The 24,695-nt window shown below is 38.4% G+C and carries 26 protein-coding genes; 16 read left to right on the top strand and 10 right to left on the bottom strand.

Features of this window, described 5'->3' with window-relative positions; translation table 11 throughout:
• The first annotated feature begins 91 nt into the window (after nucleotides 1-91).
• The 7 genes from AABS66_RS08345 to ugpQ all read left to right on the top strand — a co-directional run bounded on the left by AABS66_RS08345 (nucleotide 92) and on the right by ugpQ (nucleotide 6,867).
• Nucleotides 92-664 (top strand): cytochrome b/b6 domain-containing protein, encoded by a 573-nt coding sequence (locus tag AABS66_RS08345; RefSeq protein ID WP_206086684.1) that lies wholly within the window; start codon nucleotides 92-94, stop codon nucleotides 662-664.
• A 299-nt stretch (nucleotides 665-963) separates the two neighbouring features.
• Entirely contained in the window at nucleotides 964-1,698 is a 735-nt protein-coding gene (locus AABS66_RS08340; protein ID WP_430224765.1) for a YnfC family lipoprotein, read from the top strand.
• Nucleotides 1,699-1,947: 249 nt separating this feature from the next.
• Nucleotides 1,948-3,264, top strand: coding sequence for a sn-glycerol-3-phosphate ABC transporter substrate-binding protein UgpB (gene ugpB, locus AABS66_RS08335; RefSeq protein ID WP_430224764.1), 1,317 nt, complete (start codon nucleotides 1,948-1,950; stop codon nucleotides 3,262-3,264).
• Nucleotides 3,265-3,329: 65 nt separating this feature from the next.
• Entirely contained in the window at nucleotides 3,330-4,217 is an 888-nt protein-coding gene (ugpA, locus tag AABS66_RS08330) for a sn-glycerol-3-phosphate ABC transporter permease UgpA (protein WP_206086687.1), read from the top strand.
• Complete coding sequence (ugpE, locus tag AABS66_RS08325) at nucleotides 4,214-5,059, top strand: sn-glycerol-3-phosphate ABC transporter permease UgpE (protein ID WP_206086688.1); 846 nt, start codon at nucleotides 4,214-4,216, stop codon at nucleotides 5,057-5,059. The genes ugpA and ugpE overlap by 4 nt, the downstream gene beginning before the upstream one ends.
• Nucleotides 5,060-5,062: 3 nt before the next feature.
• A complete protein-coding gene (locus AABS66_RS08320) occupies nucleotides 5,063-6,133 on the top strand; it encodes a sn-glycerol-3-phosphate import ATP-binding protein UgpC (RefSeq protein ID WP_430224763.1) in 1,071 nt (356 codons plus the stop codon).
• Nucleotides 6,130-6,867 carry a glycerophosphodiester phosphodiesterase gene (ugpQ, locus tag AABS66_RS08315; protein WP_206086690.1) on the top strand — a complete coding sequence of 246 codons (738 nt, stop codon included), beginning with the start codon at nucleotides 6,130-6,132 and terminating at the stop codon, nucleotides 6,865-6,867. Before AABS66_RS08320 ends, ugpQ begins: the two co-directional genes overlap by 4 nt.
• A 40-nt stretch (nucleotides 6,868-6,907) precedes the next feature.
• Here the strand turns inward: ugpQ and AABS66_RS08310 are convergent, their stop codons facing one another.
• Nucleotides 6,908-7,627: a GNAT family N-acetyltransferase gene (locus AABS66_RS08310; RefSeq protein ID WP_272573730.1), complete on the bottom strand. Its 720-nt coding sequence runs from the start codon at nucleotides 7,625-7,627 to the stop codon at nucleotides 6,908-6,910.
• Nucleotides 7,628-7,883: 256 nt separating this feature from the next.
• Between AABS66_RS08310 and AABS66_RS08305 the strand changes: the two genes are divergently transcribed.
• Both AABS66_RS08305 and AABS66_RS08300 read left to right on the top strand, forming a co-directional pair.
• Complete coding sequence (locus tag AABS66_RS08305) at nucleotides 7,884-8,396, top strand: hypothetical protein (protein WP_206086692.1); 513 nt, start codon at nucleotides 7,884-7,886, stop codon at nucleotides 8,394-8,396.
• A gap of 209 nt (nucleotides 8,397-8,605) precedes the next feature.
• The gene (locus tag AABS66_RS08300) at nucleotides 8,606-9,034 is read left to right on the top strand and encodes a TOBE domain-containing protein (protein ID WP_206086693.1); all 429 of its coding nucleotides are present in this window, start codon (nucleotides 8,606-8,608) and stop codon (nucleotides 9,032-9,034) included.
• Nucleotides 9,035-9,075: 41 nt separating this feature from the next.
• Here AABS66_RS08300 and AABS66_RS08295 read toward each other — a convergent pair whose 3' ends face one another.
• Nucleotides 9,076-9,756 (bottom strand): Crp/Fnr family transcriptional regulator, encoded by a 681-nt coding sequence (locus AABS66_RS08295; protein WP_206086694.1) that lies wholly within the window; start codon nucleotides 9,754-9,756, stop codon nucleotides 9,076-9,078.
• 208 nt (nucleotides 9,757-9,964) lie between these two features.
• Entirely contained in the window at nucleotides 9,965-10,408 is a 444-nt protein-coding gene (locus AABS66_RS08290) for a hypothetical protein (protein WP_206086695.1), read from the bottom strand.
• 181 nt (nucleotides 10,409-10,589) lie between these two features.
• On the opposite strand from AABS66_RS08290, the gene AABS66_RS08285 reads away from it, so the two are divergent.
• On the top strand, nucleotides 10,590-11,156 hold the full coding sequence (locus AABS66_RS08285) for an NAD(P)H-dependent oxidoreductase (RefSeq protein ID WP_206086696.1): 567 nt from the start codon (nucleotides 10,590-10,592) through the stop codon (nucleotides 11,154-11,156).
• Between the two features lie 215 nt (nucleotides 11,157-11,371).
• A complete protein-coding gene (locus AABS66_RS08280; protein ID WP_206086697.1) occupies nucleotides 11,372-11,662 on the top strand; it encodes a putative quinol monooxygenase in 291 nt (96 codons plus the stop codon).
• 121 nt (nucleotides 11,663-11,783) lie between these two features.
• Here AABS66_RS08280 and AABS66_RS08275 read toward each other — a convergent pair whose 3' ends face one another.
• Nucleotides 11,784-12,362, bottom strand: coding sequence for an NAD(P)H-dependent oxidoreductase (locus tag AABS66_RS08275; RefSeq protein ID WP_206086698.1), 579 nt, complete (start codon nucleotides 12,360-12,362; stop codon nucleotides 11,784-11,786).
• Between the two features lie 375 nt (nucleotides 12,363-12,737).
• On the opposite strand from AABS66_RS08275, the gene dkgB reads away from it, so the two are divergent.
• Complete coding sequence (dkgB, locus tag AABS66_RS08270) at nucleotides 12,738-13,541, top strand: 2,5-didehydrogluconate reductase DkgB (protein WP_430224762.1); 804 nt, start codon at nucleotides 12,738-12,740, stop codon at nucleotides 13,539-13,541.
• Between the two features lie 200 nt (nucleotides 13,542-13,741).
• On the opposite strand, the gene yafC is transcribed toward dkgB, so the two are convergent.
• The 4 genes from yafC to AABS66_RS08250 form a co-directional block, all read right to left on the bottom strand.
• On the bottom strand, nucleotides 13,742-14,641 hold the full coding sequence (gene yafC, locus AABS66_RS08265; protein WP_430224761.1) for a DNA-binding transcriptional regulator YafC: 900 nt from the start codon (nucleotides 14,639-14,641) through the stop codon (nucleotides 13,742-13,744).
• Between the two features lie 223 nt (nucleotides 14,642-14,864).
• Nucleotides 14,865-15,419, bottom strand: coding sequence for a TetR/AcrR family transcriptional regulator (locus AABS66_RS08260; protein WP_206086701.1), 555 nt, complete (start codon nucleotides 15,417-15,419; stop codon nucleotides 14,865-14,867).
• Complete coding sequence (locus AABS66_RS08255) at nucleotides 15,416-15,952, bottom strand: dihydrofolate reductase family protein (protein WP_430224760.1); 537 nt, start codon at nucleotides 15,950-15,952, stop codon at nucleotides 15,416-15,418. Before AABS66_RS08255 ends, AABS66_RS08260 begins: the two co-directional genes overlap by 4 nt.
• A gap of 146 nt (nucleotides 15,953-16,098) precedes the next feature.
• A complete protein-coding gene (locus tag AABS66_RS08250) occupies nucleotides 16,099-17,076 on the bottom strand; it encodes a hypothetical protein (RefSeq protein ID WP_430224759.1) in 978 nt (325 codons plus the stop codon).
• Nucleotides 17,077-17,474: 398 nt separating this feature from the next.
• Here AABS66_RS08250 and fdnG point away from each other — a divergent pair, with 398 nt between their 5' ends.
• From fdnG to fdnI, 3 genes are read left to right on the top strand one after another with little or no spacing between them, the layout of a single operon-like run.
• Entirely contained in the window at nucleotides 17,475-20,522 is a 3,048-nt protein-coding gene (gene fdnG / locus AABS66_RS08245) for a formate dehydrogenase-N subunit alpha (RefSeq protein WP_206086704.1), read from the top strand.
• Between the two features lie 10 nt (nucleotides 20,523-20,532).
• Nucleotides 20,533-21,420, top strand: a complete 888-nt coding sequence (fdxH, locus tag AABS66_RS08240) for a formate dehydrogenase subunit beta (RefSeq protein ID WP_206086705.1) — start codon at nucleotides 20,533-20,535, stop codon at nucleotides 21,418-21,420.
• Complete coding sequence (gene fdnI, locus AABS66_RS08235) at nucleotides 21,413-22,069, top strand: formate dehydrogenase-N subunit gamma (protein ID WP_206086706.1); 657 nt, start codon at nucleotides 21,413-21,415, stop codon at nucleotides 22,067-22,069. The genes fdxH and fdnI overlap by 8 nt, the downstream gene beginning before the upstream one ends.
• 74 nt (nucleotides 22,070-22,143) lie before the next feature.
• Here the strand turns inward: fdnI and AABS66_RS08230 are convergent, their stop codons facing one another.
• Nucleotides 22,144-22,698, bottom strand: coding sequence for a GNAT family N-acetyltransferase (locus AABS66_RS08230; protein ID WP_206086707.1), 555 nt, complete (start codon nucleotides 22,696-22,698; stop codon nucleotides 22,144-22,146).
• 4 nt (nucleotides 22,699-22,702) lie between these two features.
• Nucleotides 22,703-23,143, bottom strand: a complete 441-nt coding sequence (locus tag AABS66_RS08225) for a GNAT family N-acetyltransferase (RefSeq protein WP_206086708.1) — start codon at nucleotides 23,141-23,143, stop codon at nucleotides 22,703-22,705.
• Nucleotides 23,144-23,341: 198 nt separating this feature from the next.
• Between AABS66_RS08225 and agp the strand changes: the two genes are divergently transcribed.
• A complete protein-coding gene (agp, locus tag AABS66_RS08220) occupies nucleotides 23,342-24,595 on the top strand; it encodes a bifunctional glucose-1-phosphatase/inositol phosphatase (RefSeq protein ID WP_206086709.1) in 1,254 nt (417 codons plus the stop codon).
• Nucleotides 24,596-24,695 lie beyond the last annotated feature (100 nt).

Genomic DNA, 24,695 nt, shown 5'->3' with positions numbered 1-24,695 from the left:
TTCTACGGCTAGGACTTAAAGCCATAAAATAAGCGTATTATAAGCTATTAAACAATGTCCGTGCGAAAGATTATAAAAAAGGTGAAACATTGTGAGCATATTCAAATCGATTTGGGATTTTTTTGGTCTTTATCAGACTAAAAGAATAAGAATTCTACATGTATTAATTCTACTCTTAGTGATATCACAAATCATAGTTAGTAATTGGATGACTGGAACAAAGTCAGTAGTTATTCCTTTTTTTGATGAAGCTTATTTATTCACTTGGATTCATATTGTTTCAGGATTTGTACTTTTTTTCCTGACGTTCTTTTTAGTCGTATCATGTTTTAACCAGCGTGGGCTTAGATATTTTTATCCCTATCTCTGGGGGGACTTTAAGCAAATCAAAGAAGATATAAGCTTACTTTTAGCCAAAAAACTACCAGACAGCTCTCCTAAAGGACTTGCAGCAATAGTTCAAGGGTTAGGGTTAGGTGCTTTATCAATTGTTATTTTGTCGGGCATTGTATGGTTTATACTATGGTTACAGCAGTCGCCACTTGCTTTAGAGGCTAGAAGTATTCATAAATCACTCACAATTTTAATTGAGATTTATATTTACGGTCACGGTGGTTTAGGGATTATTCATTTTGTACTTTGGAACAAAAGTAAAAATAAGTAGGGAGTGGATACTTTGTGGTTTAGTTATTTTGACATTAATTTCAGGTGATAGAAAAAGCGAATTGATACTTAGTTAATTCATGGGTGAGCAACTTGAAAAATTCTACCTATAGAGGAAGCGTTGACGTCTTTGTTAATTTTCGTGAGGTTCTTCTCTGCCAATTTAACGTGTAAGCAATAAAGTAGGGATGTGTGATACGTTGGTTTAATCGACCTCAAAACCTGACATTATTAAGTCATCACAGAATACCAGCCTTAAGGGTATAAAAAATAAAAATGAATTGTAAATGTGTATTACCAATGGTGCAGGTAATTGTTTGTTTTACCTCTTTTGGAACCTTGGCTTTTCAAGAACAGCAATATAACCCTGTAGTGTTCAACATGGCTCAGTTGTATGATTTTAATCCTGTAAGGGGCAATGTTAAGGAGCTTGTCGGCACGGTTTACAATGAAGATAAAACGATTAATTACAAGTCCGTACTAAAAATAGGGCCTGATGGTTGTGTCGAGAGTTTTTGGCTAGATCAGAAAAAAGATGAATATCTAAGCAGTGTTCATAATTACCTTTTAATTAAAAGGGTTAAGAATAAGTTGATTGGAATGGATGCGAATGGGCCAGTCGAAATTGTGATAGGTAAAGACTGTAATATAATTTCAAGGAAAGATATAAATGGAGAATTAATCTATCAATATAATAAAGATGGATTTATCACAGGTTCAGTGCTTGCGGACACGAAAGAAAAATTTGGTGAGAACAGCTATAACGAGCATAAGCTACCAACAGAAATTAAATATTATAAAGGTAATAGCGTTATTTCAGAGACGTTAATAACTTATGGTAAAGATTTCACGAAACCATTTGATCTTACTATGGATATTCGGGCATTAGGGCAAACAATTCTATTGGTTGATTCAAAATGTGATTATGATAAGCGCAATATTGCTTACCAGTGTAATTTTACTCTCACCTTGGACTCGAATGGTAAAACGGTGAAATTGGCAAAAATCAGTAAAACAGAAGTGAAATTTTATTAATTAATAAAAATAGTGGCTTACATAAGTGACAGTATTTCATGTCAGGGGCAGGTGATGACTGTCTTTTATTTTTCAATAGATTGTCATTTATATCTCATACTTTAGAGACATTTTTGTCATTGTTCTGTCATCCGTGAGTTATATTTCTGTCATTTCCTACTGGTACATTCTATCTCGAACATAAACTGCGTGATTTCGTACATTTGATGCAAATCTAAGCGCAATTCAATAGAAAGCGAGATAAATAGAATGACACCGTTACAACATTCAACGCTAGCGACAGTATTCAGTTTATTATTTGCCAGCCAAGCCATCGCCGCCACTGAAATTTCCTTTTGGCATTCCATGGAAGGGGAGCTGGGTGAAGAGGTTAATGCGTTAGCCACCGAATTTAATAAGACACACCCAGATTATAAAATTATGCCTGTATATAAAGGCAACTATGAACAAAGCCTTGCTGCAGGTATTGCGGCTTTTCGTTCTGGTAATGCCCCTGCCATTTTACAGGTTTATGAAGTTGGCACGGTAACGATGATGGCATCTAAGGCGATTAAGCCAGTTTATGAAGTTTTCCAAGATGCAGGTATTGCATTTGATGAATCGCAATTTGTTCCAACCGTTTCGGGTTATTACAGTGATGCAAAAACAGGGCATTTGTTATCGCAACCGTTTAATAGCTCAACGCCTGTTTTGTATTACAACAAAGAAGCCTTCAAAAAAGCAGGCTTAAATCCAGATGAGCCGCCGAAAACATGGCAAGACATGGCGGCTTATACGGCAAAGCTACGTGAGTCTGGTATGAAATGTGGTTATGCCAGTGGCTGGCAAGGTTGGATCCAAATTGAAAACTTTAGTGCTTGGCATGGTAAACCTATTGCGTCAAAAAATAATGGGTTTGATGGGGTAGATGCTGTTTTAGAATTTAATCAGCCAACACAAGTTAAGCATATCGCTTTGTTGCAAGAAATGAATAAAAAAGGCGATTTCAGCTACTTAGGCCGTAAAGATGAATCCACCGAAAAATTCTACAACGGCGATTGTGCCATCATTACCGCTTCTTCAGGCTCACTCGCGAATATTCGCAAGCATGCCAAATTTGATTTTGGTGTTGGCATGATGCCTTATGACGCCGAAGTGGAGGGAGCACCGCAAAATGCCATTATCGGTGGAGCCAGTTTATGGGTGATGGCAGGAAAAGACCCTGCAACATATAAAGGGGTTGCCGAGTTTATGCAGTTCTTAGCTAAACCTGAAAATGCAGCACAGTGGCACCAAAAAACGGGTTATTTGCCGATAACAACGGCAGCTTATAATTTAAGCCGTGAATCGGGTTATTATGATAAAAACCCAGGTGCAGATATTGCGACTCGCCAGATGCTAAACAAACCTCCTTTAGCCTACACCAAAGGCTTACGTTTAGGGAATATGCCTCAAATTCGTACCATTGTAGATGAAGAATTAGAATCGGTTTGGTCAGGGAAAAAAACGCCCCAACAGGCTTTAGATACCGCAGTTGACCGAGGTAATCAATTATTACGCCGCTTTGAAAAATCAACCCAGCAGTAACTGACAGACACTATTGCCTCTTTCTTCAAGGAAGGGGCAATTATGCAACTTAACCGAGTGTTTTTATGTCTTCTTCACGACCTGTTTTTCGATCAAGTTGGCTACCCTATGCCCTTGTTCTACCTCAGTTATTGATTACCATTATTTTTTTTATTTGGCCAGCTGTTCAAGCCTTATGGTACTCATTGCAAAATATTGATCCATTTGGGTTCTCAAGTGAATTTGTTGGGTTAGATAACTTTATTCAATTATTCCAAGATAGCTATTATCTTGATTCATTTTATACCACCATGGTGTTTAGTGGATTAGTGGCAGGATGTGGGTTATTTGTCTCATTGTTTTTTGCCGCCTTGGTGGATTATGTTATTCGAGGTAGCCGTTTTTACCAAACATTGATGTTATTACCCTATGCGGTAGCTCCTGCTATTGCCGCGGTTTTATGGATGTTTTTATTCAGCCCAGGCAGAGGGTTAATTACCCATGTATTAGAATCTATAGGGTATGATTGGAACCATGCTCAGCACAGTGGGCAAGCGATGTTTTTGGTTGTTCTCGCTTCTGTTTGGAAGCAAATTAGTTATAATTTTTTGTTTTTCTTTGCCGCTTTACAATCCATTCCACGTTCTTTGATGGAAGCTGCCGCTATTGATGGCGCTGGGCCTATCCGCCGTTTTTTCCGCATTTCATTACCGTTGATTACACCAGTCAGTTTCTTCTTATTAGTCGTGAATTTGGTATATGCCTTTTTTGACACATTCCCGATTATTGATGCGGCAACAGGGGGCGGGCCAATTCAAGCAACAACAACATTGATTTATAAGATATATCGAGAGGGTTTTTCTGGGTTAGATTTATCCTCTTCCGCAGCGCAATCTGTCATTTTAATGTTATTAGTGGTGATTTTAACCATTATTCAATTCCGTTTTATTGAACGTAAGGTGCGTTATCAATGATTGAACAGCGCCGAGGGTTAACGATCTTTAGCCATGTCATACTTATCTTAGGTACGATAGTTATTTTATTTCCACTCTATGTGGCTTTTGTCGCCGCAACCTTAGATAACCAAGCGGTATTTGAAACGCCGATTACGCTGATCCCTGGTAGCCATTTATGGGAAAACTTGAGCTACATTTGGAACAATGGCGTAGCAGCCAACAGTGCTCCTTTTTGGGTGATGTTAGCGAATAGTACATTGATGGCTTTGGTTATCACGATTGGGAAAATTACGGTTTCACTGTTATCTGCTTTTGCCATTGTTTGGTTTCGTTTTCCATTTCGTCACCTCTTTTTTTGGATGATTTTTATCACATTAATGCTTCCTGTTGAGGTGCGCATTTTTCCGACGATCGAAGTGATTTCTAACTTGAATATGTTTGATAGCTATTCAGGTCTAACATTGCCCCTCATGGCCTCTGCGACAGCGACTTTTTTATTTCGCCAGTTTTTTATGACGTTGCCTGATGAACTTATGGAAGCTGCTCGCATTGATGGTGCAACCCCGATGCGCTTTTTCTTCGATATTGTATTGCCACTTTCAAAAACTAATCTCGCGGCTTTATTTGTGATTACCTTTATTTATGGTTGGAATCAATATCTGTGGCCACTATTGATTATTACTGACCTAGATTTAGGGACGGCGGTTGCAGGGATAAAGGGCATGATTGCTTCAGGAGAAGGAACAACACAATGGAATCTAGTCATGGCAGCGATGCTGCTGACATTAATCCCCCCTGTAATTATTGTTTTAGTCATGCAAAGAGCATTTGTGCGTGGCTTGGTTGATAGCGAGAAATAAGCCATGGCAGAGTTAAAATTACAAGCAGTTAGTAAAAGTTGGGATGGTAAAAACCAAGTTATTAAGCCATTAACTGTTGATGTTGCGGATGGTGAGTTTATTGTGATGGTTGGTCCGTCAGGTTGTGGAAAATCAACGTTATTACGTATGGTTGCAGGCCTTGAGCGAGTGACCAGTGGTGATATTTGGATTGACCAGCAACAAGTGACAAATTTAGAACCTAAAGAGCGCGGCATTGCAATGGTTTTTCAAAATTATGCGTTATACCCACATATGAGTGTTGAAGAAAACATGGCGTGGGGGTTAAAAATCAGAGGGTTAGGTAAAGATCAAATCCGCAAAAAAGTTGAAGAAGCTGCCCGTATATTAGAGCTAGAGGGTTTGTTGCAACGCCGTCCGCGTGAATTGTCAGGAGGGCAGCGCCAGCGTGTTGCGATGGGACGGGCAATAGTACGTGATCCCGCTGTGTTTTTGTTTGATGAGCCATTGTCCAACTTAGATGCTAAATTACGCGTACAAATGCGACTGGAACTACAACATCTTCATCAAAGGCTTAAAACAACCAGTTTGTATGTGACTCATGACCAAGTAGAGGCAATGACATTGGCTCAGCGAGTGATGGTGATGAATAGAGGGATTGTAGAGCAGATAGGTACCCCTGTTGAGGTCTATGAGAAACCTGCGAGTCGTTTTGTTGCCAGTTTTATTGGCTCACCAGCGATGAACTTATTTGAGGGTCAAATTAGCGAGGATGGTAAATTTTTTATATTTAGTTCAGGGCATTTGATACCACTGAATCGCCAATATTTACAGTGGGCAGGGAGTGCGATAACGTTAGGGATACGACCTGAGCATATAGAATGGGTTTCGAAAACAGCTGAAGGAATACCGCTGGTGGTCGAAAATCTTGAAATACTCGGCGCAGATAATTTAGTGCATGGGCGTATAGCCTCACAAAAAGTGGTTGTACGCCTTAGTCATGAATTTCGTCCACAGGTAGGGACGGCTCTGTATCTTCATTTTCCAGATACGCACCTACATTTTTTCGATAGCCAACAGGGATACCGTTTATGAGTAATTGGCCTTACCCGCATGTTGTCGCACACCGAGGTGGCGGTAAACTTGCACCTGAAAATACGTTAGCCGCAATTGATGTTGGTGCGAGCTTTGGGCATACAATGATTGAGTTTGATGCAAAACTCTCCATTGACGGGCAAATTTTTCTGTTGCACGACGATACGCTAGAAAGAACGAGTGATGGTGCTGGTGTTGCTGGGTTACTGAGTTGGGAAGAATTGCTCACTATTGATGCAGGAAGTTGGTATAGTTCAGAGTTTGCAGGTGAGCACTTACCTTCCCTTGAACAAGTTGCAGATCGTTGCCAGAAATACGGCATGATGGCGAATATCGAAATTAAGCCAACAACAGGTCTAGAAATTGAGACAGGCACTTTGGTTTCATTGGCAGCCCGAGAACTCTGGGTTGGGCAAACGGCACCGTTATTATCGTCCTTTTCTGTTGAGGCTTTAGAGGCTGCCCAAAAAACGGTTCCTGAACTACCAAGGGGGCTGTTACTCGATCAGTGGCGTGATGATTGGCAACAATTAACAACACAATTGGCATGTATTTCTATTCATTTAAACCATAAACTCTTAGATGAAGCACGCGTCAAAATGCTTAAACAAGCAGGGTTACGCATATTAGCTTACACTGTGAATGACCCAGCTCGAGCCTCTCAGCTTTTACAGTGGGGGGTTGATGCAATTTGTACAGATCGTATTGATGTGATTGGGCCTGATTTTTCTTAATTTCCATTATTTTGATAGCCCCAATTTGGGGCTATCAACGTTAATCTTCGACTAACAAGAAACTTTTTCGAATAGCTGAAAGGGATTTTATTTGCTTACCATTGCGATGGTTAGAATCAGCTAACCAAGCTTGTAGTGCTTCATTTACCTGTGGCCATTCACTGTCAATAATCGAAAACCAATCGGTATCTCGATTTCGGCCTTTGGTCACTAGTGCATTACGAAATCGTCCCTCATATTGAAAACCTAAACGTAATGCAGCTTGATGGGAAGGGTTATTCAAGCTATTGCATTTCCATTCGTAACGTCTGTAACCTAGTGTATTAAATACATATTGCATCAATAGCCAGTGTGCTTCGGTTGACATGATTGTCCCACTGAGTAAGGTGGAAAAGTGAACATGACCGACTTCAACAACCCCATTATTTGCATCTATTCTCATTAATGAAAATACACCAATTGCTGCATCATTGCGCTTATTAAAAATAGTAAAAAATAAGGGATCACTTTTTTGTGAAGCGTGATGAACCCAATCTTTATATTGCTCAAAATTTTGAGGCGCTTCATCAGATAACCAAGTCCAACTACGCTTATCTGGTGATTGGGAAAATGACTGATATAAGCTTTCAGCGTGTGAAGTATTGAGGGGAGCAATCCGGCAGTGTCTGCCTTGTAGTTGAATTCGCTGAGGTAATTGGCGCGCAGACCAATTTGGAATTAGCCGACCAATAGGTTGGCCAAATTCATTTTCTATGTGCATAAATAGAGTACCTTATAAAAAATAATAGCATTAATATAAGTAAATTGTGGTTTGATAAAAGCTCCACTTTTTACAAATATTAAGGTGCCAATTGGGGGGCGGAGAATATCATTCTTAGAGGGGGGCTAATAAAGCTGATAATAAGGAATAGAGCTAATCAAATATAAACATTTTCTTACGCTTAAAATTTTAGCTTTAACTTAACGTTGCTTATACTAAGCTAAGTTTTGTGCACTTTATTAATTCAAGGAATGCAATGAAAAAAATAGGATTTTTATTTACTGCGATTATGGCTTTAGCTGGATGTCAAGCGCCTAATTCAACGTTGGTTTATACCTGTGATATTGACCAATCGATCAACCAGATATCACACGATAGGAATGGTAGCTTTACATTCCCAACCGCTGCACCCATCGCCAAAGTATTTTTCTTTAATGATGTGATTAACATCCGTGATTTTGTCATCGGTGAATATGCAGGCTTTCCTTTAAATAAAAGTAAAGAGCATCGCAGAGTCGAGAGTATCAAAGATTTTAATGTGACGATTAATAAAGGTGATTATTATCATGATGATGGGCGTATTATTGAAATAGTTTCTCCGAAAAATAATACGATTAGCCTTTTTTTAATTGATAGCCAAACGGGCAAGACAAATTCCTTGCAGTTTTTAACGGACTGTAAAAAAGAATATGTTGTGTTGAAGTCCCGAGGCCATAATCATGAACATGATTACAAAAAAGAACATCCACTGTTAAAAAGAAGTGATTAAGCGCGAATACAAGAACTACTTTAATATGGATAACGCAAATTCGGAGTAATTGCTCAGTTGATTTTTATAATTATGTATTAATATCATAGAAATGTTGTCATGATTTACGATATTTTAGTTATGGGCTTTGGTTACCACAGTTGGGAAAATTTAGTGTTAAAGCCTTACTATTCAAATAATGAGTCATTAATAATCAAGAAGGGCGTAATATGACTATTTCTGCAAGAAATCAACTTATCGGTGTTGTTGAGTCTGTTGTTGTTGGGGCAATAAATGATGAAGTTATTTTAGATTTGGGCAACGGAGAAAGTATTGCCGCAATCATCACTAAAAACAGTACTAAACAGTTAGGGTTAGAAAAAGGTAAACAAGCCGTTGCTGTCATTAAAGCACCGTGGGTTGTCCTTGTTTCCGATGCACAAGAGTACCAGTTTTCAGCACGTAACCAATTTTGTGGAAAAGTAGAATCTATTGAAAAGGGTAGTGTAAACTCTGTCGTTAACTTAAAAACGGAGGCGGGAACATTATTGTCAGCTGTGGTAACGAATAATAGCACCGTTGAAATGGCGCTAGCAGTCGGCAGTAAAGTTACGGCAATTATTAAAGCTTCAGCGGTTATTTTAGCCACTAAAAAGTAATGGTTACCGTATTAGACTAAGGCTGCCTCTGGTGGCCTTTTTTACTTTTGATACGAACTTAAGAGTAGCTCAGTATTTAAAATTTTTATTTGCTTGCCTTTTAGTTCAATTAACTTGTCTGTGATTAATTTAGAGAGTGTTCGATTTAATTGCCTTACCGATACCCCTAGCATAGCAGCTAAAGATTCTCTGTTTTCTAATTTAAAATTAACACCATATTGTTTTTCTACAAAAGATAGGTAGCGCCTTAATTTGTACTCTACTGAATAGGACGCACTTGAATGTAATTGTGATGCGTTATATAGCTTTTTACTGAGGTGCTGGCAGATAAACTGCAAAAATAATGGTGAATTAATTTCCTTTTTTCGAATTATAGATAAAGGAATTGCGAGTAAATCTGCATCTGTAACAGCTTGAATTGTGTTGTAGATCCTATCATGTTCATCGTCATCTTGGAAAAGTTCTAAATCACCAAGAATAGAAAATGCATTTTCAAATGAAAAAACAACCTTATTTCCATTAGTTTCATAGCGTTCTACTTGTAATTTGCCTTTAACAAGAAAATACAGGTGACTAATTTTGCTATCTTGAAAGATTAAGTACTCTTTAGCCTTTATGTGGATAAGTTTTGCTTTTTCGAGAGTTTCTTCAGAAATAATTTCATTAAGATTATGATAGGTAATAAAATCTTCACACTTTGCTGTAGAGTTTACTCTTTTCATTTTAATAGCCACTTATACTTAAAATTATAGGTGAATCATACTCAATTTTTCTTCTTTAAAAAAGGACATGTGTCCTTTTTTAAAGGGCAATAGCCCAGCTAGTTTGTTTGAAAATAACGTGTAGAGTATTAATATTAAAGATTTTTTTAGAATCTTCAAGTATATTTAAGTTAGAGATATAGGGCTTTGTCCTCTTTCTCTACTGTGATTAATTATATGTTATACCATTCAAACCCCAATGATGGGTAATTTCCCTTATAATTAATAAAAAAGCACTGAACTCACTATTCGTTGGTAATTGTGTTGAATGAATAGGGCTACCGTTAATTACATTGACCAATTCATTAAAAGCATCTTCGATTTGTGGTGTCGTTATAAATTCACCATTAACATGCCTATTTTCTATCAGTAAACCTAGCATTTTATTATTGCTAGAGAGTAATATTTCCCCATCAGGAAGCTGTCTTTTTACTGGAATAATGGCATTTTCAATATGTTCAATTGCTATCTCTGCGTCATAAGCTGTAATAGGCGTGTGTTGTATGCTAAAACCATTAAAGTTTTTAGTGCCAATCGGTAAACTTATTTCAGTTGATAAGTAAGATAATAGGGTTTCACTGTCTTTAATATCCAATTGAATATGATTTTCCATTGCGACCTCACTTTTATATGTTCATTTAATCATGCTATTTGGGTTAGTATTATCTGTACAGTATTTCAATAGTTTTTGCGTTTTATCATAATTACTAATCTATAATAAGTTACAATAAAAAGGTCGAAAAAAGAGAGTTCTATTTTGTATTATTCGGACTTTATTATAAGGATGGAATTTTATGGTAACAATTATTTATGCGCACCCATGGGACGGCAGCTTCTGTCATTTTTTACTCGAAACAATAGAAAAAGAGTTAATGGCCAAAAATAAAAAGTTTCAGATTATTGATTTACATACAGATAACTTTAATCCTGTTTTAACAGAGGCTGAACTTGCATTATATGCAAAAGGGAACTTTATTGATCCTTTAGTGGGAAAATATCAAAGGATACTGAAAGCCAGTTGTGAGGTGATTGTTATTTTCCCTGTTTGGTGGATGGGAATGCCTGCTATTTTAAAAGGTTTCTTTGATAAAGTGATGTTAAATGGTTTTGCTTGGTACTATAACGAACAACAACAAAAGCTTTTACCACTGTTAGATATCAACAAAACGACCATTGTGACGACATCTGAAGAGCCTACTGACTTTATCGTCAAAGAAGGTGATCCTGTTCATGATGCTATTTTCCACTGTATGACAGCGGTAGGGCTTAAAAATGGAAAGTGGATGAACTGTGATCGCGTAACTCAAGGAGGTGATGAGCATCGCTTAGCCTTTATTGCATCACTGTTGGATGAAATTTAGCTTATGGCTATCAATATGAAATAAACAAAATATAATGCAATTATAAAATTAATTATATTATATTTTAAAATTACGCTGTTTTTGCAATATAACAATATTATTAAAATTAGAAATGTATTTTCTGAATTATAGAATAATAAAGCCTGAATTCTAATTTTGAGTTATGTTATAAATAGAGGGGTTGAAATTCTCTACTTTTATAACAGGATGAGTTTATGTCGGAAATAAGAATTGTTGCAACGATAATTGCAAAAGATAATGAAGTTGAGTTTGTAAAACTAGCAACTAAATCGCTTGTTGAGCCAAGCAATAGAGATGAAGGTTGCCTTCAGTATGAATTACATCAAGATAATGCTAATCCCAATACATTTATTTTCTTTGAGATATGGAAGGATCAACAATCACTAGATAAACATAATGCTACGCAACACTTACAAGATATTATTAAGAGAATAGAAGATAAAATTGATCTGCTAGATGTGAAATTAATAAGTAAAATTGCATAAAATATAATTTATATTATTCCAAATAATAAAAAAGGAATACGTTGTATACGCTAAATCATTCGAGTTGCAGTCAACACCCATGCAGCTTGAAGGATGACGCATATATTCCTTTTTAAATTAACTATTTAAAAATCGCAGTGAGATGCGTTTTGTAATCATTGATATATTTTTCAATATTGGGTTCTTTGATCACGTCGTTAACCATAAAGGTTGGGAATTTTTTCAATCCAAGGAATTGTTGTGATTTATGAAATGCAAAATAAACACCATCCACACCACGACCATCAAAAAAGTTATCAAATTCATCAAATGCATCGACGGGAGCATTCCAAGTCACTGAAAGCATATATTTTCTACCATGAAGCAGGCCACCAGTGCCGTATTGCTTATTTGGATCTTGGCGAGTTCGTCCATCGTTTGCATATAAGTGACCGTGGCCGAGGGTATAAACGTCATCCATATATTTTTTTACCATCCACGGCATCATCATCCACCAGCCAGGCATTTGGTAAATGATTGTATCTGCCCAAAGAAATTTTTTAACTTCGTTTTCGATATCGTAGCCTGATTCAATATGTGTTTCTTGGATAGTATGCCCTAACTCACTTAAACAGGTTTTAGCGACATCATGTAAAGTACGATTAAGTTGTCCTGCGGAGTGAGCGAATGTTTGTCCACCATTGAGAAGAAGAATTTTCATTTGTCTTGCCTTGTTTGCTAATTACTAAGTTGTATTTAGGCTAACAAACTAAAATAAAGATGAAAAGCAGACCAATTAAACAGATTTTTATGTTTTTTAGTTTTATTGTCTGATTTAATGATGGGGTTAAATGAATTTAAGTAAAAGATTTTAATGAAGGCCTCTTTTATAGTTAAAGCTATTATCTGCAGGAATTATTGATTTTTTAGCAAAAGTCTATTGAAATTATGGCTATTTCCGTCAGTGTTATTACAGCGTATTCTCTGTGGTATTCAATTGTCGCCACAACTATTGACTAGTTTGCAGTTAATAAATATGGCGAAAAAATAATTATCAGTAAAGTTTAACGTGAACGAATTTAAGAGAGATAACATAATGGCTATTCCTGTGATCGGCGTTGGTACATTCCGTTTAAAAGATGATGTGGTAATTGATTCAGTTAAAAATGCATTAGATGTCGGTTATCGAGCCATCGATACTGCGCAAATTTATGAAAATGAAGAAGCGGTTGGGCAAGCTATAGCCGAAAGTGGCATTTCACGTGATGAACTTTATATTACGACAAAAATTTGGATTGAGAATCTAAGCAAAGATAAGCTCATTCCAAGTTTGAAAAAAAGTTTAAGTGATTTACAAACAGATTATGTAGATTTAACACTGGTGCATTGGCCATCTCCAAATGATGCTGTTTCTGTTGAAGAGTTCATGCAAGCTTTATTGGAAGCAAAAAAACAAGGGTTAACACGTGAAATCGGTATTTCTAATTTTACCATTCCGTTAATGGAAAAAGCGATTGCGGCGGTCGGTGTAGAAAATATTGCGACAAATCAAATCGAGCTATCACCTTATCTGCAAAACAAAAAAGTCGTCGAGTGGGCAAAACAGCACAATATCCATATTACCTCTTATATGACATTAGCCTATGGTAAAGCATTAAACGATGAGACTATTGCGCAAATTGCACAGAAACACAGTGCAACGCCAGCTCAAGTTATTTTAGCGTGGGCGATTGGGGAAGGATACTCAGTTATTCCATCATCAACAAAGCGTGAGAATTTATTAAGCAATTTACAAGCAACCCAATTACAGTTAGATAGTGACGATAAAGCCGCTATTGCAAAATTAGATTGTCATGATCGTTTAGTTAGCCCTGAAGGTTTAGCTCCAAACTGGGACTAATTAATTATTTATATGCACAGAAGCCATAATTTTTTATGGCTTCTGAGGTTGTTGACAAAGCAGGATAAAAGCGTGGTTTTTCCTACTTTGTGTTATCAGTCGAAAATCAATAAATTGATTTTCCTAATTTATTTTCAAAACCTATCCAACCTGCAGTCAAACCTAATCGGTTTGCCAGCAGTCTGAGAAGCCATAATTTTTTATGGCTTCTGAATTTCTGCAAGATATTGAGTTAAGCTGTCAATAAAAACGCGGATACGCTGGCTGACAACGCGGTCACTGTAATAAACGGCATGGAATGGCAAAGGAACAGGCTGTAAGTCTTCTTTTAATATTTCGACAAACTGGCCATTTTGAATATCTTTATTCACCATAAAGTCAGACAAACATGCAATTCCATTTCCCGTTAAGCAAAGCTGCCTTAGCGTTTCTCCACTATTTGATGATATCCCTTCCGTGACTTCCATTAATTGCCCATCAACACTTTTAACTGGCCACATATTTAATGATGCGGGTTCAGTAAAGGTTAAACATGTATGGTTCAAAAGCGCTTGAGGGTATTTGGGTTCACCATGTTGTTCAAGGTAATTTGGAGATGCGATTATCTTGCGGTAACTATTAAATAATGGGCGGGCGCGTAAGCTGGAGTCGGTGAGTTGCCCTGCACGTATTGCAACATCGACTTTCCGTTCGATTAAATTAACAAAGGTTTCTGATGACACTAACGACAAATGAATGTCGGGATATTGTTGACGAAAAACAGAAACAAAGGGGATTAATATATGCAATACAATCGGTGTTGCAGCATCAATTCGTAATAGGCCTTTTGGGGAAGCTTGCGTTTCGTGTAATTCATTCTCTGCTGCTTGCATTTCTTGCAAGATAACTTTCATACGCTGAAAATAAAGTTCGCCCTCGGCGGTTAGGTCAATTTGCCTTGTGGTGCGGTTAAGCAAGTTGACACCCAATTTTTCTTCCAGTTTTTTGACGACTCGACTTACTGCTGAATTTGCTAAATTCAGTTTATCAGCTGCTTTACTAAAACTTTTTTGTTCTACCACTTCAATAAATACTCGGGCTTCTTCAGATGTTGCTCTCATAATGATTTTATTAGCCAATAAGATGATAGAAAAGATGGCAGTTATAGTAGCAGAAATAAAAAGTAGTAGGGAGTAAAAGGGTTACAGTAGTAAAGCGTTATTTATTTGACTATTTTCGACATAATAATTAGTCCTTTATGCTCAGTAAAATCATTCCGTTTATAAAATTTTTCTGCGGGGAAACCTCGTTCAGTATTTAGAATAATGGCATTAAAATTACGTTTTATATATTATTTAAGAGCATTTTTAATGTATCAGTATAATTTTCTTTTGCTTTGCCATAAATAAGCTGATCATTGGTTGCTGTTGCTAAAGCTTCGCCGTGAGTATAGTCGATTAAAATGTGCCCCCATTGGGTTGCTTGTTGTGTTGATAATCCTAACTCCGTTAATAACTGGATTAGCTCCTTGGTTATGCGAGAGGCTTGCTCGGGAAATAACTTAGGTGTGCTAAATATTGCTAACGTAATTTGCGGGTATTGAATGATTTTTTCGCGATATCTAAGTAAAAGGTTTTCTATTTTGGGATAAATGCCTTTTATATCTGCAATATTAACATCATGATAAAGCGTGTTACCAATAGCTTTAATTAATGCATTTTTATCAGAAAAATAGTGGTAAATAGCCATTGGTGTGATGGCCATCTCCTTGGCGATTAACCGCATAGATAATTGCTCAATCCCTTTTTCATCTAATATCACTATTGCTTTCGCAATAATATTTTCAGGTGAGATATTGAGTTGCTGTGATCTCGGGCGTCCAGGTTTACGTTCTGTCATTTGACTATCTCATAATGAGATTGAATAAACCCTGAAGGGAAGCTTTGAGTATTTAAATGTTTTAGGTAAATATCATGGGATAGAGGGCCAAATAAAGAACGTCCTTCACCTAATAAAATAGGAATTTTAGTGATAATAAGGTCGTGAATTAGCTCTTGTTTTAAAAAGGATTGAACAACTTGCCCACCATCGATATAAACACGCTTATAGCCTTCAGCCTCTAACATTAGCATGACTTGCTCTGGAGTCTGGTTTGAAAACCGTACCTTACCGATTAAATGCTCAGGTACGGATTGTGCTGAGTGCTTGGATGAAAGCACCACAATGGGTTTTTCATAGGGCCAAGGTGTGAAGTCACAAATTGTTTCGAATGTTCCTCGACCCATGATGATAGCGTCGATGTTGTTGATAAAGCTTTCGTAGCCATGATTTTCATCAGGCAGATCCTGTTGTAAAAGCCACTCAATATCACCATTTTTACGTGCAATATAGCCATCTAAACTGGTTGCTATGAAGACATGCCCAGTAATCATTATGATACCTCCAGAATTAATTATACGGTGTATAATAATGTAAAAATATAGGAATGCTAGTTTTAATAATGTGGCTATATATGTTTTGTTTAGTTATTGACAACATGCAGCCTGAGTACTAACTTTTCTCGTTCTTTTCTTTTAGATTACTGCTCAATCATTTCGCTGTCTTTGTATTCAAACCACTTATCATCAAAACCCTTCGATATCATAGCGCTATCACTATGTAATAGTATTCTAATGATGTTATTTGAAAACTGGCTTTTATTTCGTTCAAGATGCCTGATCTCTGAAAAAGTGATGGGTTCTATGCACTCTTTATTATTATATAGCCGTCTAAAACCATGTTTGAAATTTTTTTGATTGATGTCACTGAGTAAAAAATCTTTTTCATCATTTTGGTTCCAAGTGAGAATGATTGAGTGGTGGTGTTGAAGAAAGAAATTCAATCCGATTTTACTTGTATTTCTAAAAAAATGGTTTTCAATTAAATTAAATAAGCCAGATGAATTCCAATCTATATCCTTCTTGTTAGTTTGATATAGACCTTGTAACTTCGCTCGAAATTCTGATAGGGATTGACACGGTAATATCTTATTTTTAATAAAATTGTACAGTTTGTTGCTATCAGTTTCTGGTGATGTATTTTTTATGATAAGTTTTTTTAATTCTTTGAGTTGTTCCTGTGTATTACTCTTTTTAGTTAAATATTGAAATATATCGATTTTATGCTTGTTATTCGCTAGCGTAACTTGCCATTGCTTAATGAAAGGAGGATATAATTTTAGGGCCCAATCAGCGTCCACCGTTGAGCGGTTTTCTAGCGCGTTAACAAAAGCATTTAACTGTTCGTCCAGCTCGCCATATACACTACATAATGGGTAAACATTCATTTTATTTAGGCCAATACTTTGATTTAAACTGCCTATCATGATGGTTTGTACTTCTTTATTAACAGCTCTCATGTAGTCAGCACATTCTAATTGATGTTTACTAATACCGTAAATAGCCGCTTTTTTTATGTCATGCTGAATCTTATTTTTCAATTCATCACGTTCCTGATTAATTGCTATTTTTTGTTGACTAGTACTTAATAAATCGAAGGGTTTTTGGCTGCTCTCCACATTATGGAGATGACTGATGAAACTCGAAGCATTATTTTATAGTGGATTTATGTTTTTTATTTTACTATTTGATAGTATTGAAATTTAAGTATTTACGTTAAGTGGCATAATTTACCTTAAAACTGATTGTTTTTGTAAATTATAATTATTATGTTGAAATGTAGATTTCAAAAAACGCCAAATAAAATTTATTTAACTTAAAGGTTTTCGATTGTAACAATTGATCCAAATCAATTTAACAATAAATACCCTATTGGTGGTAATTTTAATTGTTGTTTAACTACTCAGTTAATATTAATTAAACTTTTATTTTCACTTTAATTGATTTTAGGCAATATCTAATCATATTAGGCTGCTATTCTCTCACCGATTTATACAAAAAATATAAAGAGGTAGCAATGAACGTTAGTCGCAGAAAGTTTTTTAAAATCTGTGCTGGCGGGATGGCAGGTACAACTGTAGCTGCGTTAGGTTTTATGCCTGGAATGGCAATAGCTAATGTACGTGAATATAAATTACTACGTTCTAAAGAGACGCGTAATACTTGTACTTACTGTTCTGTCGGTTGTGGATTATTAATGTATAGCATGGGCGATGGTGCCATGAATGCTAAATCCGCGATCTTCCACGTCGAAGGAGACTCCGACCACCCTGTAAACCGTGGTGCTTTATGTCCTAAAGGGGCTGGCCTGCTAGATTACATTCACAGTGAAAATCGTTTACGTTACCCAGAATATAGAGCGCCAGGCTCTGATAAATGGGAACGTATTAGCTGGGATGATGCTTTCACGCGTATTGCGCGATTAATGAAAGATGACCGCGACGCAAACTTCATTGAAAAAAATGAACAAGGAACAACAGTAAACCGTTGGTTATCCACAGGGATGTTATGTGCATCTGCTGCAAGTAACGAAACGGGAATGTTGACCCAAAAATTCGCACGATCGCTAGGTATGCTGGCGGTTGATAACCAAGCGCGTGTCTGACACGGACCAACGGTAGCAAGTCTTGCTCCAACATTTGGTCGCGGTGCGATGACCAACCATTGGGTTGATATTAAAAATGCGGATGTTGTCGTCGTAATGGGCGGTAACGCTGCGGAAGCTCACCCTGTTGGGTTCCGCTGGGCAATTGAAGCAAAAAATAATAATGATGCAACACTGATTGTTATCGATCCGCGTTTTACGCGTACCGCATCAGTCGCAGACCATTATGTGCCAATTCGTTCAGGCACCGATATTACTTTCTTATCGGGCGTTTTACTGTATCTAATTGAAAATAATAAAATCAATGCTGAATACGTTCAGAACTACACCAATGCGGCGTTAATTGTCAGAGATGATTTTGACTTTGAAGATGGTCTATTTAGTGGCTATAACGCTGACAAACGCAGTTATGACAAAACCAGCTGGAACTACAAATTTGATGAAAATGGTCACGCACTGCGCGATGACACATTACAAGACCCACGTTGTGTTTGGAATTTACTTCGCAAGCACGTCTCACGCTATACGCCTGAGATGGTTGAAAAAATTTGTGGTACTTCACAAGCCGATTTCTTAAAAGTTTGCGAAATTCTCGCGACGACCAGCGCTTCTGATAAAGCAGGTACGTTCCTGTATGCCTTAGGTTGGACACAACATACCGTAGGTGCGCAAAACATCCGTACCATGGCAATGATCCAATTACTGCTTGGTAATATGGGGGTTGCTGGTGGTGGTGTGAACGCATTGCGTGGTCACTCAAATATTCAAGGTTTGACAGACTTAGGCCTGTTATCTACCAGTTTGCCAGGTTACCTGACATTACCTTCAGAAAAACATCTTACTGTCGATAATTATCTGACGGCGAACACGCCAAAAGCGACATTACCGAATCAGGTGAACTACTGGAGTAATTACCCTAAATTCTTCGTCAGTTTGATGAAATCGTTCTACGGTGATTCTGCACAAGCAGATAACCAGTGGGGCTTCGATTGGTTACCTAAATGGGACCAAGCTTATGATGTGATGAAGTATTTTGACATGATGAGCCGTAACGAAGTGACGGGTTACATCTGCCAAGGCTTTAACCCAGTTGCGTCTTTCCCAGACAAAAATAAAGTGGTTAGTTGCCTGAGCAAGCTGAAATATTTAGTGGTTGTTGATCCTCTGGTCACAGAAACAGCAAATTTCTGGCAAAACCACGGTGAGATGAATGACGTCGATACCGCTTCAATTCAAACTGAAGTGTTCCGTTTACCATCAACCTGTTTTGCGGAAGAAGATGGTTCAATCGCTAACTCAGGCCGTTGGTTACAATGGCACTGGCAGGCTGCGGATGGCCCAGGTGAAGCGCGTAATGATGGCCAAATCTTAACGGGTATTTTGTATAAAATCCGTGAAATGTATGAAAAAGAGGGCGGCCAAGGCCAAGAACCTCTGATGCAGATGAAATGGAATTACAAACAGCAATTCCACCCTGAATCAGAAGAAGTGGCGAAAGAGAACAACGGTATTGCACTGGCTGACCTCTATGATGCGGATGGCAATCTTCAGGCGAAAAAAGGCGAGTTACTCAGTTCTTTTGCATTGCTGCGTGATGACGGTACAACCGCTTCGTCTTGTTGGATTTACACTGGTTGCTGGACAGAAAAGGGCAACCAAATGGCGAACCGTGATAACAGCGACCCATCAGGTATCGGTAATACACTAGGTTGGGCATGGGCATGGCCTCTGAACCGCCGTGTGATTTATAACCGAGCATCTTGTGATACCAAAGGTAAACCATGGAATAAAGACCGTGTGCTTATCGAATGGAACGGTAAAAAATGGGTAGGTAACGATATTCCTGACTTTAACGCTTCTGCGCCAGAAGTAGGAACAGGTCCATTTATCATGCAACCTGAAGGGTTAGGGCGTTTATTTGCTATCGATAAGATGGCTGAAGGGCCATTCCCTGAGCACTATGAGCCGTTTGAAACGCCATTAGGTACAAACCCATTGCATCCAAATGTGGTGTCTAACCCTGCTGCGCGAATTTTTGATGAAGACAAGAAGCGTCTTGGTGATCACAAAGATTTCCCTTATGTAGGAACCACATATCGTTTGACTGAGCACTTTCATACGTGGACAAAACACGCTCGCTTAAACGCGATTGCTCAACCAGAGCAATTTGTGGAAATCAGTGAAACCTTAGCGAAAGCGAAGGGAATTGCATTGGGTGATAAAGTCAAAGTCAGCAGTAAACGCGGCTTTATCAAAGCGGTCGCTGTGGTGACACCACGATTGCAAACCCTGATGGTTGATGGCAAACCGATTGAAACTGTTGGTCTGCCAATTCACTGGGGCTTTGAAGGCGCAACACAAAAAGGTTTCATTACCAATACGTTAACGCCATCTGTGGGCGATGCTAACTCTCAGACTCCTGAGTATAAGGCATTCTTAGTTAACATTGAGAAGGCGTAAGGGAGGGAACATGTCCATGCAATCTCAAGACATTATTAAACGTTCCGCGACCAATAGCATTACGCCTCCGCCGCAGGCGCGTGATGATAAGCTGGAAGTGTGTAAGCTTATTGATGTGTCATCCTGTATTGGCTGTAAAGCTTGTCAGGTGGCATGTTCTGAGTGGAATGATATTCGTGACGAAGTGGGCCACTGCGTAGGGGTTTACGATAACCCTACGGATTTAAGTGCCAAATCGTGGACGGTGATGCGTTTTAGCGAAACCACGGAAATGGGCAAGTTAGAGTGGCTGATCCGTAAAGATGGCTGTATGCACTGTACCGACCCAGGCTGTTTGAAATCGTGCCCATCTGCAGGTGCAATCATTCAGTACGCTAATGGTATTGTGGATTTCCAATCAGAGCACTGTATTGGTTGTGGCTACTGTATCGCGGGTTGTCCATTCAACATTCCACGATTGAATCCGAAAGATAATCGTGTGTACAAATGTACTTTGTGCGTTGATAGAGTCAGTGTTGGTCAAGAACCTGCTTGTGTGAAAACGTGTCCGACAGGGGCTATTCGTTTTGGTACAAAAGCCGAAATGCTGGAATACGGCGCAGAGCGCGTCACGAAACTGAAAAATCGTGGTTACGCCCAAGCGGGTATTTATGACCCTGAAGGCGTCGGTGGAACACACGTTGTTTATGTGTTGCATCATGCGGATAAACCCCAGCTTTATCACGGACTGCCTGAAGATCCACAAATTGATACCCCAATTAATCTGTGGAAAGGCGTTCTGAAACCACTTTCTGCAATTGGCTTTATTGCAACCTTTGCGGGATTAATCTTCCACTATGTGGGAATTGGCCCGAACAAAGAAGTGAGTGATGAAGAGGAGGACGATAACCATGAGTAAAAAAAGCAAAATGATTGTACGGACAAAATTTATTGACCGTGCTTGCCACTGGACAGTGGTCATCAGCTTCTTCTTGGTTGCGTTGTCAGGTATTGCACTGTTTTTCCCAACACTGAAATGGCTGACGGAAACTTTCGGTACACCACAAATGGGGCGTATTCTTCACCCATTCTTTGGTGTGTTGATTTTTGTCGTACTGATGTTTATGTTTGTGCGCTTTGTGAAACACAATATTCCAGATAAAAAGGACTTACCTTGGATCAAGAATATTGTAGAAGTCCTCAAAGGTAACGAGCACGAAGTTGCGGATGTTGGCAAATATAACGCAGGCCAAAAAATGATGTTCTGGAGTATTATGAGTATGATTTTCGTACTCTTAGTGACTGGGATTATCATTTGGCGTCCTTACTTTGCGGATATGTTCCCGATGTGGATGATCCGTTGGAGCCTGCTTATTCATGCAGCAGCCGCGATTATTTTAATCCACGCAATCTTAATCCATATGTATATGGCATTCTGGGTTAAAGGCTCGATTAAAGGCATGATCGAAGGCAAAGTGAGCCGTCGTTGGGCGAAGAAACACCACCCACGCTGGTATCGTGATGTTGAAGCGAAAGAAGCTAAAGCAGAAGCGGAAAGTAAAAAGTAATTTACGTATAAGCTAAGCAACCTGAAGCCATCACAGTGTGATGGCTTTTTTGTGGGGATTGTTTTGGTGGCATTTTAATTACGGTAATCGCTCGCTTTAATGCGATACAACACATGTTCTTGTAGCCAATGACCATCAGGGAGCGCAGGGTGATAAAAGTTATCAGGCTGTTTTATCATGCCAAGGCGTTTCATTACCGATTCTGATGGAATGTTGGGAACTGCGGTAAATGCAACTAACTCTTTAAGTTTTAACTGGGTAAACGCCAGCCGAATAACGGCTTTCGCCCCTTCAGAAGCAAAGCCTTGATGCCAATAATCAGGAAGCAAACGCCAACCAATTTCAACGCAGGGGGAAAAGGGCAGGTTAGCGGCGGGAATATTTAAGCCAAGAAAGCCAATAAATGCACTGGTTTCTTTTAATTCGGCAGCCCATAACCCCCAGCCACCTTGTTGGCTAAATTTTGTGATGATGGTTTCTAAAAACTGTTGGCTTTGTTGCTCATCTAATATGGCAGGAAAGTAGCGCATCACGTCAGGGTTGCTATTGAGCGCATAAAACACGGCGCTATCTTCCTCTTGCCACTTGCGAAGGCGTAATCGCGGGGTCTCTAATTCGAGAATGTTCATGCTACTACGCTATTTTTAAACGCATATGTAAGAGTGGAAAAGGGTTTCCTTCACCATCTAACTCTGAACGGTCATATTGTACAAACCCCATATGTTCATAAAATCCAACAGCTTGTGGATTTTGCTCATTCACATCAAGCTCTGTGATACCCCATTTTTCAATGGCGTATTGTAGGAGCTTCTTCCCTGTCCCTTGCCCGCGGTTTTCTGGGGAGATAAATAGCATTTCAAGGCGATTTTCAGCGTAACCAAGAAAGCCCACCATTTTACCTGTATCATTAAAGGCGACAAATACAGCTAAGTTTGGCAAATATAGCTGTTTAATTGCTACTTTGAGTTCGTCAATTTTTTCTTCAGGTAAAAAATCGTGAGTGGCTCTAACAGAAGCCTCCCAAATTCGAATTATTTCATCATCATGTGCACGCGTGGCAGCTTGGACTATCATTATCTTGTCTCCCTAAAATAATGCTGCAATCTTAAATTGCAGACCTGTAATGTCAATGTCTGATTTTAATTTTAGTTAAGGCTAGTTTTGAGATATTAATCTCAGAAAAAAAAGTCAACTTTGTCATTATGAGATAAGTTTAGATTATTGGGGCGGTTTAACGTCTTTTCACTTTTCCATATTGGTAGGGGTATCTTAATGAAATACAAAGTGTTAACGCTATGTTTATCTGCGGCCTTATTTGCACCGATTGCACCAACCATGGCAAGTACCGACAATCAAGCAGATATGGTTTTAGACCAAGTTTTAGTCCTAAGCCGCCACAATTTACGAACACCAATAGTTAATACAGGTATTCTCACTGAAGTGACTGATAAAAAATGGCCGGATTGGGATGCAAAAAGCGGTTATCTCACCACTCAAGGTGGGGCGCTTGAAGTGTATATGGGGCATTATTTTAGAGAGTGGATTGACCAAAATAAGTTACTCGCGGATGAGTTATGCCCAACTAGTAACGAAGATATATATCTGTATACCAATAGCTTACAAAGAACGATAGCGACAGCACAGTTTTTTGCAGCGGGGGCATTTCCTGGCTGTAAAGTGAATATCCACCATCAGCCAGAAATTGGTAAGATGGACCCTGTCTTTAACCCGATTATTACCAATGGCTCGCCTGAGTTTAAACAAAAAGCCCTTGCGGCAATGGATGATTATCTTAAAGGTTTATCACTAAAAGCAGGTTATGAAGAACTTGATACCGTATTGAATATTAAAGATTCTCAAAAATGCAAAACGGATAAATTGTGTAACCTCGATAGCCAAAAAAATAGTTTTATTATCGAAGCAGATAAAGAGCCGGGTGTTAGTGGCCCATTGAAAATTGCGAATTCTGCAGTGGATGCTATCGACCTACAATATTATGAAGGTTTTCCCGCAGATCAAGTCGCATGGGGGCTAGTGGATACCCCTGAGAAATGGAAAAAACTGAATACTCTGAAAAATGCGTACCAAGAGACCTTATTTACGCCAAAAATTATTGCGAAAAATGTGGCTCATCCAATCCTCAATTATATTGATAAAGGCTTTGTATCCGTAGATAAAGGGGAAACAGCTAAATTTATTTTCTTAGTGGGTCACGATTCCAACATTGCTTCATTGATGTCAGCGATGGATTTTAAACCGTATCAGTTAGCACAGCAGTACGAGCATACGCCAATTGGCGGTAAATTGGTTTTCCAGCGTTGGACAGACAAACAAACGAAAAAAGACTTTATGAAAGTTGAATATGTTTATCAAACTGCAGATCAACTTAGGGACAATGCCTATTTATCCCTTGAGACACCCCCAAAACATGTGACTTTAGAGCTAAAAGATTGCCCGGTTGATAAAAATGGCTATTGTTCATGGGAAGATTTCCAAAAGGTGATGGCGAAAGCATTGGAACAATAAACGTTTAATCTTCCTCGTTAAGGCCCATTAACAGTAATGTTCAATGGGCTTTTTTCATGTTGAAATTTATGTTTAGCTGCTTACAATTCAGCCATCTTAT

Source organism: Providencia sp. SP181 (assembly GCF_050446505.1).
Classification (GTDB): Bacteria; Pseudomonadota; Gammaproteobacteria; order Enterobacterales; family Enterobacteriaceae; genus Providencia; species Providencia vermicola.
The sequence above is the reverse complement of the archived record's forward strand: the minus strand, read 5'-3'. Positions and strand labels throughout refer to the sequence as shown.

Bases quoted from the DNA above. Each gene is read 5' to 3' on its own strand.
- AABS66_RS08340 (WP_430224765.1), top strand. From the start codon at position 964: ATGGTGCAGGTAATTGTTTGTTTTACCTCTTTTGGAACCTTGGCTTTT.
- ugpB (WP_430224764.1), top strand. From the start codon at position 1,948: ATGACACCGTTACAACATTCAACGCTAGCGACAGTATTCAGTTTATTA.
- ugpA (WP_206086687.1), top strand. From the start codon at position 3,330: ATGTCTTCTTCACGACCTGTTTTTCGATCAAGTTGGCTACCCTATGCC.
- ugpE (WP_206086688.1), top strand. From the start codon at position 4,214: ATGATTGAACAGCGCCGAGGGTTAACGATCTTTAGCCATGTCATACTT.
- AABS66_RS08320 (WP_430224763.1), top strand. From the start codon at position 5,063: ATGGCAGAGTTAAAATTACAAGCAGTTAGTAAAAGTTGGGATGGTAAA.
- ugpQ (WP_206086690.1), top strand. From the start codon at position 6,130: ATGAGTAATTGGCCTTACCCGCATGTTGTCGCACACCGAGGTGGCGGT.
- AABS66_RS08310 (WP_272573730.1), bottom strand. From the start codon at position 7,627: ATGCACATAGAAAATGAATTTGGCCAACCTATTGGTCGGCTAATTCCA.
- AABS66_RS08305 (WP_206086692.1), top strand. From the start codon at position 7,884: ATGAAAAAAATAGGATTTTTATTTACTGCGATTATGGCTTTAGCTGGA.
- AABS66_RS08300 (WP_206086693.1), top strand. From the start codon at position 8,606: ATGACTATTTCTGCAAGAAATCAACTTATCGGTGTTGTTGAGTCTGTT.
- AABS66_RS08295 (WP_206086694.1), bottom strand. From the start codon at position 9,756: ATGAAAAGAGTAAACTCTACAGCAAAGTGTGAAGATTTTATTACCTAT.
- AABS66_RS08290 (WP_206086695.1), bottom strand. From the start codon at position 10,408: ATGGAAAATCATATTCAATTGGATATTAAAGACAGTGAAACCCTATTA.
- AABS66_RS08285 (WP_206086696.1), top strand. From the start codon at position 10,590: ATGGTAACAATTATTTATGCGCACCCATGGGACGGCAGCTTCTGTCAT.
- AABS66_RS08280 (WP_206086697.1), top strand. From the start codon at position 11,372: ATGTCGGAAATAAGAATTGTTGCAACGATAATTGCAAAAGATAATGAA.
- AABS66_RS08275 (WP_206086698.1), bottom strand. From the start codon at position 12,362: ATGAAAATTCTTCTTCTCAATGGTGGACAAACATTCGCTCACTCCGCA.
- dkgB (WP_430224762.1), top strand. From the start codon at position 12,738: ATGGCTATTCCTGTGATCGGCGTTGGTACATTCCGTTTAAAAGATGAT.
- yafC (WP_430224761.1), bottom strand. From the start codon at position 14,641: ATGAGAGCAACATCTGAAGAAGCCCGAGTATTTATTGAAGTGGTAGAA.
- AABS66_RS08260 (WP_206086701.1), bottom strand. From the start codon at position 15,419: ATGACAGAACGTAAACCTGGACGCCCGAGATCACAGCAACTCAATATC.
- AABS66_RS08255 (WP_430224760.1), bottom strand. From the start codon at position 15,952: ATGATTACTGGGCATGTCTTCATAGCAACCAGTTTAGATGGCTATATT.
- fdxH (WP_206086705.1), top strand. From the start codon at position 20,533: ATGTCCATGCAATCTCAAGACATTATTAAACGTTCCGCGACCAATAGC.
- fdnI (WP_206086706.1), top strand. From the start codon at position 21,413: ATGAGTAAAAAAAGCAAAATGATTGTACGGACAAAATTTATTGACCGT.
- AABS66_RS08230 (WP_206086707.1), bottom strand. From the start codon at position 22,698: ATGAACATTCTCGAATTAGAGACCCCGCGATTACGCCTTCGCAAGTGG.
- AABS66_RS08225 (WP_206086708.1), bottom strand. From the start codon at position 23,143: ATGATAGTCCAAGCTGCCACGCGTGCACATGATGATGAAATAATTCGA.
- agp (WP_206086709.1), top strand. From the start codon at position 23,342: ATGAAATACAAAGTGTTAACGCTATGTTTATCTGCGGCCTTATTTGCA.